Below are 7,051 nucleotides of genomic sequence, written 5' to 3'. Positions count from 1 at the left end.
ACCAGTTATGATAAAGGAGGTCGGTCGGCATTGGTTTACTCCGTTTCTAAAATGCTTCCGGAAAACCTATTTTAGTGGAGATCTGGTGCCGATCAACTATTCTTTTGTTAAAGTGTCAGGTGGCTAGCAAAAAAATATGCAAATGAATTTGGGGTAGAGGAATCGATCTCCTCATAAGACTCCTTCAAAAAGGATTTTTCAGGCGTTGTTAATTTTGATCCCCATGGTGGGTTACCTATAACTGCATCAAAGCCACAAATATTTTCATGGTTGCCATTTTTTATTCTCAGAAACACTTCTGGAAATTCTAATTCCCAATGGAAATATTGATCAGAACTATTCACAATCCTAGCTAGAATAAAATCTTTCTGTTGAATGATCCTGGTATATTGCGATTCTTCTACATTGTTGCCGAAATAAAGGCTTGTGTGCATGTCACAAATGGACTTGTAGCCTTCTAATATCTGTTCAATTTCCTCTAACCAAACCTTCTTCTCACGCACGTCATCTAGGCTAGCAGAGGCTTTCCCGGCGATTTGGCGGCTTTTCAATATGACTGTTTCTACTGCGGCTTTGAAATCCGGGTCTTGTTCAAAGAGATGAAGCTGGCGCGGCTCCTTTTTGGCGGAGGAGAAGGGATAATTGCCGATCTCCTCCAGCCGCGCGCCCACCAGGCTGTTGCCGCATTTGAGGTGGTGGTTCAAAAAGGATAGCGGCTGGTTTTTTGCCATGGAAAGGATCCACAGGGAGAGCTTCGCCAGCTCCACCGCCAATGGATTGATGTCTACGCCGTAAATGCAATTTTCCACTACCCATCGCCGCCAATTTCTTGTGCCACTTTCCAGGTTACCTTGAACATCAACCTCATTTAGAATTTCCGTGACGAAGTTGGAAATCAAGTTGGTGGCATTGACCAAAAAGTGTCCGCTGCCCATGGCTGGATCCAGCACTGAAAGTTTTAGGACTCGCTCACGCACAAAGTCAAGCGTGTTCTCTTCCAGCAACGCCCCAAGAGCAGTTCGTTCGTTGTCATCCATTGCCTGTTGGTACGCCTCGAGATTGGATTGCTGCTCCTTCAGAAAGGTCTCTTTGAGTTCCTTGAGTTTATTGCCAACTGTATTGCGCACAATGTAATCAACAATATATTCTGGTGTATAGAAAGAACCTGTTGACTTGCGTTCGCTTGGGTCTCCGGCGAAGTAAACATCTCCGGTCTTGATATAATGTCCCACCAATAACTTTCCACCCTGCGAAGCAGGAATAAATTGAATCCTACCTTTGGTCACTTTAACTTCAGTATTCTCTTCTGCAATAAACAATTTATGTTCTAGAAGACCTTCATATAGTGTTCCCAGGTGGCGCACGCTCATATCGCGGTAGCTGATCGGTTTTTCCTGGCCGTTCTTCTCTCGGTAGGTGGTCAGGTTGAAAATGACATTGACCAGGTAGGCATCCCCAATGCGGGTGTCCGACAGAAAGCGGGTAAACTCGCTCTCCTGCGGGCTGAACAGGCCGCCGTTATAGGTTTGATCAATATCCACAAAGATATGTTCCAGGCTGTCCCAGATTGGGAAAGCAAGATCGCTCGAACCATTACCATCATGTCGCGTGCGGCATTCGCTTTCCACTTTCGCCAACAAATCGTGGTTTTCGTCGCTCAGCAGCCGGCGCGCATCTGCGTAAAACAAAAAGAGCAGCCGGAACATGTACAGCATAGCCCCGTGATAAATCTTCTTGCGCAGCTCCTCATCGTCCAAGTTGCCTTCCTTGCGGCGGCGCAGCTCATCCACATAACCCATGCAGAGATCGGAAAGCACACCCTTGCCGCCCTCTTCGCGCTGCTTAAGGGCGTTAGCCAGCTCTTTTTCGATGTAATCAATCTTGTCTTGGGATTCTTTCTTAAAGCGGTCAAACTGGCAATTGCCATCTTCATGCACCGCAAAATTCTCAGCCTTCATGAATTTGTAGAAGATCTGATAGGCCTCTTTGGCATGATCCGCCAGGATCGCTTCGAGATCGATTTCCAAATAAGTTTCGTACGGCGTGGGTTCGTCCTGATGGTAAACGCGCCACTGCTTCCCGTTGGTCAGCAAGCCCCACTGAAGGTCCTTCTCTCGCAGCGCCCGGATAATTTTCTCCGCCCAGTTTCGCCCGATGGTTGTGTTATCCAGGTTTTCTTCCGGCAAAAGAACATAGCACAACGAAACAGGATTCTCCGCTCCGCTGCTCCCCATCGGAAACAGGTATGTGATGGGGTCACGCTCGAAACCGTCCCCCGACGAAGGAGTGCGGGTTGATTGAGCGAAAAATCCCAACGCTGAAAGCACCTCGTGCACATAGGACTCTTTCCAGGATTGCAGGTTGTGGGTATCGGCATATTCCCGGTATTCCCCCAAAACTTTCAAGGATGCCAGAACATCTTCATTCTCGGTCTGGCGGGTAATTTCTTCGAGGTAGATTTCAGAGAAGAGCATTTCGTTGTGGTAGTACGCTGGCATGTTATGTATCCTTATTGACCGATACCCACCCAGGATATCGCTTATTTTTCAATCTCGTCTAAAGCGCGAAGAACAGCCTGGCGCAATTCGTTATCAGCATAGAGGCTCGATTCTGCCAATTCCGAAAGCAAAGACAGAATGGTAATTCTGGCTGCTTCTTTGTTCTTCGGAAAAACGAAGGTGATCGTTTCGTCGAAGGCAGTTTTCTGCGCTGGCCGCACGATCTTATATTTCTCCAGTTCGTCAATTGCTTCAACTGTCTTTACTGCGGTGTAATTCCCTTTTTCATCCGCAACGACCAGCTTGACTTTGCGGTTGCCCTTGATCGTCAAAGTGTCCCCAGGGGTCAATTTTTGCCGCCGCTTGCTGGAAGTGGGATCGGAACCATCTTCTGTGTAATAAATGACTCCCTGGCCGTCCTCGGTGTCTGCGTGCAGCACGAGTTCACCCTGATAGGTGACCTGGTTACCCTGTTGGGATAGATCGTTGGTGAAATCCACTTTGAGCTGGCTGATTTGCGGCGCGTTCGTCTCGATATGTTTTTTACCGCTTTGAATGCGTTGAACCAACGTCGAAACGAAATTAGACATCCAGGTGTCCACACTGCCCAGCGAATAAGCCTCTGGTAATGTTTTAAACAGCAGCTCGCGGATATTAGCATACGCTGTAAATTTCACCAAAGGTTTGCTGTCATTGTTATGGTAAGCCCCGAAAGGATCTTTTTGAGTGCTGCTCAATCCGTTGTACCAATTCTTGAAAGCGTCCTGGATATCAACGTCAAGATGAGAAGGTGCTCCAAAGATTTCAGCTACCTGGACTAATATCTGGTCCTCAACGCTGGCCTGAATGGCTTCTGCAGTAGCTTTGAAAGCCTTTAGATAAACCTCGATATGTGTGATTTTTGCCGATGTCAGGGTTTCGCCGGGCACTTGCCCAAGCATTTCCATCAGGTCATACTTGATGAAGCGGAATGGATCTTTCGTTCTTGCCTGGCTGAATATCTCGGCTAACGACTTTTCGTCTCCTGTATAAAAACCGAGGGAACGGGCAATGATCGGGAGGCTATCCCACCAATTGACTGCTGCTTGATAGGCTTCACCAATCGTGTAAACTTTGCCTGCCGGGGCTGGTTGATTCGTGAAGATTTGCGTAATTTTCGCAAAATATGTTTGATCCTCGGCGCTGACTGGTTCAAACAGAATCACTGCAGAAGGATATTGACCCTGAACCAGGGCGAGCATATCATCGGTGCTTGTAAACTGAATATCCTTCAGGTTATTGGGCTCGCGTTTAAAGCGTAAGCTGTCGCCATAGAACCGCCGGGCTAGCAGCAGCATCAAAGAAACTGCAATTTCTCCCTGACCATACTCCTCAAAGAACAGCTTGAGGAACGGCATGAGGTTTGTCTGCCCTTTCCCTTCAAGGGCGGAAAGGTTTTCTAGAAGTTTTGCGTAAGCCGGCAAGGCTGTCCGGAATTTATGGATATCTTTTTCAGCCTCTAAATAACGGGTATCTCCCTCAGTCGTTAATATTCGAAGAACCTGATGATCAACAAAGCACTTTCGCAGATATTTCGTCCCGCCGCGGTTATCTGGCCAGGACCAATTCACCCGGATAGGCTGCGAGAGGTCGCAAAGAATATCCCCAGCTTCCTTGAATATGGCGCGCACTTGACCAGACAAGTTGATATGTGCCTTGTTAAATTCGTTATGGCCAAAAGTGTTGCGTTTACTCCCATAAAGCTCCTGGATCATCCTGTTCGCGGCATCGTGGCGCTTACTTTCTTGTACCGGCACCTCTACCCCATTCACGCCAAACCAATATACTTTTGCATTGGTAAAATAATCCGCTTTAGCATCTGCCAGGACCTTCGTGGCCTCGTCACGAATTTTCTTCTCTTCTGCTTTTTCGTAAGGGCTAAAATTCTGCGACTGTTTCTTGAACCAATCGCTTTCGAGAGCTTTCAACGTAAAAATCGCATCGTAGACGCTAATTGGATTACGGGGAATAGCCACCATGACGCGCTGTTGGTCGTTTTGCGTAACAGCCTTTTTCGCAGCATCAATATCGTTTTCATTTTCACTATAAACAAAAACCGCAACTCCTTCATAACCGTTGGTCACGCCTGCCGTCTGTAACCGTTCTTGCTCTAACGCTGCAAAGAAAGAAATAGAAATTCCGTTAATGCTCCGTTTTTCGGTAAGCATCGATGGTGTAGCAAAGAGCACCTTTAAACGCTTGTCCTCATTGAATAAAGCATTGTAATCTTTAGCTTCCAGATACACCTCATCGCCCCGCAATGGGGTTAGTTCTAAGAAGTTCAGTAATAGGTTGGCAGGACGGTTATCAGGATTGGACTTGAATTGATCCACAAGCCGTTGAACGTCTTTGCGGTCGCCGCGCACTAATTCATATACACCGTGGTTATTGAATAGAATGCCAGCTTCACATAAAAGTTTCAGGCGATCTTCAACCTGAGTTTTCTCGTCAGGAGCGACAAATTCCAAAGCGAACTCAATGTTCTGAGCAGTATTGGCAATCGCTACATCCGACGTACTGGCAATTTCATTTACCAGCATGACCTTGATGATGCGCAGCATGAGTTCATCTGCTTCCTCAAATAATTGCTGCTGCGATTTACGGGCTAAATAGGCATTCAATTCCCGAAGGGTCGCTTCATAATTAATAACTGCATTTCTTACACGGTCAACCAGACGGCTGTTGGTGGCTTTCAGGCTTTCTTTGAAATAGTCCACCAGCAAATCGGCCGTGTACAACGCCAGTTTGCTTTGATTTACAATTTCATTGTTTTCCAAGAACCAAGGGTAAGAGTTGGGCTGTACATTGAGCCACCCTTGCTCACCTGTTTCAAATTCAGGAGCAAAAAACTTAAATATCGAACGGTTATCGGAACCGGCTTCACCGGCAAGGCGAAGGAGCGCGAAGGTAGCCAGCGGGTGCATGGGGTATATATTTTGAATGATGCTATTTTTAATCTTTGGCGCTGGCAGCCAATTGAATAAATGCAGTCGATTGCACTCACTGGAGAACCAGGTAAATTTTCCCGATTGCGATTGAACTTGTTGTATCCACTCTGAGGAATCTTTTTTCGGTTGGACGATTGCGGCAATAATGTCTTCCATGCCTTGTGTTTGCAGGCCAATTTCAGAGACCCGCGCTTCTAAAGTCTCTGCGTTCTGATCCCCAATTTGGCCGTGATTGCGGAAAGCTTTATGCCCGGTTCCAATGAAGACGACTGTTCCCCCTTTATCGAGGGTGGAATTGGCGCAGTATTGAGCAAAGTCAAGCAAAGTTGTGTAATTGACCAGGTTGGCGTCAATGGCCGCGCCGAATTCATCATAAAGGAACACGATACCTTTGTAGCGTTCTTTGAATTCTGAATTCTTCAAGAAATCCGAAATAATGTCACGAAGATTGTCTTTCTTATATGCAAATTCCGAATCAGTAACTGACTGGAAGCAGCTCTTAAATGCTTTTAGCGCTTGCTCATCATACTTTTCCAAACCATCGATCAAATCATTGACAGTCCAATCTGGATATAAGCGACTGATAACAGCTTCAAGGTCCGAGAAAAAGCGCGTTTCATTCCGTCGCGATTCCCAATCTTTGATCCGGCGTAATGCCTCTCGGTAATGGCTATCCAAAAGGATATTCGATTCATCCTTCTGCAAAGCCTCTTCCAAGGCTCTTAAAACCGCCCCTTCGAAATCAAGATTTAAACTATAGCGGCAAAGTGCAACCAGAAAGCGACCGGATTTACGGGCTTCCTTCAGCGAAGCGGCCTTTCTTTCCTTGAGCGACTCACCTGGTTTTAGAAGGACTTCGTTTTGGGCGGTTTCATAATTCTTGAAAAACGCTTCTATCTCAGGAAGATCACTCGGATTGGCAAAATAATTTGCGAACATTAACAGCAAATGGGACTTACCAGTACCATAGCTTCCTGAGAGGAAATAGAATCGCCGGTCTAAAGGATTGAGTACATTGGCAATTTTTTCAAAGACCTGCCGATGAGCGGCGATCGGCTTATAACGCTCCATACGGCCGCGATTTTTTACCAGGTCGTAGTAATCCTCATACAGATCGACGTAACTGGTGTACCCACTGTTTATTTGTACGATGTCTCGGATCTTGGTCATAGTGAAGAACTCCCCTATCCTATATCATTGAAATCATGCAACCGGAAAATGCGGCTTTGGCCCTGCGAATCGAGTATTTTCAACGCCTCAATTTCTTGTGACGTCTGCAACCCGACGATGAGTTTAGCTTTCATGCCATCTTGATAACTGTTCCATTGGTTGTTGACAAATCGAAAAAAATCCTGCCGTTCCGATTTACGCCAAGTATCCAGCAAAAAGTCAGCTCGATCAACCACAAGCAATGACTGGCCCTGGCTTTGTTGAATCAATAAGAACCTATCCCAAAAAAGAAAAGGGTTGAAAGAAGAGACGCTTCCTGTTAAAACTTAGTTCGCCAAAACACAAGTTAGACAGGAGAACGTCTCTATGAACAAGAATAACACAAAATCCAAAACC

3 protein-coding genes are annotated in these 7,051 nt (G+C 46.3%); all 3 read right to left on the bottom strand.

Features of this window, described 5'->3' with window-relative positions; genetic code table 11:
• Nucleotides 1–107 precede the first annotated feature (107 nt).
• From ADN01_RS12880 to ADN01_RS12870, 3 genes are read right to left on the bottom strand one after another with little or no spacing between them, the layout of a single operon-like run.
• The gene (locus ADN01_RS12880; protein ID WP_062419206.1) at nucleotides 108–2,498 is read right to left on the bottom strand and encodes an Eco57I restriction-modification methylase domain-containing protein; all 2,391 of its coding nucleotides are present in this window, start codon (nucleotides 2,496–2,498) and stop codon (nucleotides 108–110) included.
• Between the two features lie 41 nt (nucleotides 2,499–2,539).
• Nucleotides 2,540–6,655: a chitobiase/beta-hexosaminidase C-terminal domain-containing protein gene (locus ADN01_RS12875; protein WP_062419207.1), complete on the bottom strand. Its 4,116-nt coding sequence runs from the start codon at nucleotides 6,653–6,655 to the stop codon at nucleotides 2,540–2,542.
• 14 nt (nucleotides 6,656–6,669) lie between these two features.
• The gene (locus ADN01_RS12870) at nucleotides 6,670–6,924 is read right to left on the bottom strand and encodes a hypothetical protein (RefSeq protein WP_062419208.1); all 255 of its coding nucleotides are present in this window, start codon (nucleotides 6,922–6,924) and stop codon (nucleotides 6,670–6,672) included.
• Between the last annotated feature and the right edge of the window lie 127 nt (nucleotides 6,925–7,051).

It is taken from the genome of Levilinea saccharolytica, from assembly GCF_001306035.1.
GTDB lineage: Bacteria > Chloroflexota > Anaerolineae > Anaerolineales > Anaerolineaceae > Levilinea > Levilinea saccharolytica.
The sequence above is the reverse complement of the archived record's forward strand: the minus strand, read 5'-3'. Positions and strand labels throughout refer to the sequence as shown.

What these genes read in the sequence shown, in the direction of transcription:
- ADN01_RS12880 (WP_062419206.1), bottom strand. Translation starts at nt 2,498, where the DNA reads ATGCCAGCGTACTACCACAACGAAATGCTCTTCTCTGAAATCTACCTC.
- ADN01_RS12875 (WP_062419207.1), bottom strand. Translation starts at nt 6,655, where the DNA reads ATGACCAAGATCCGAGACATCGTACAAATAAACAGTGGGTACACCAGT.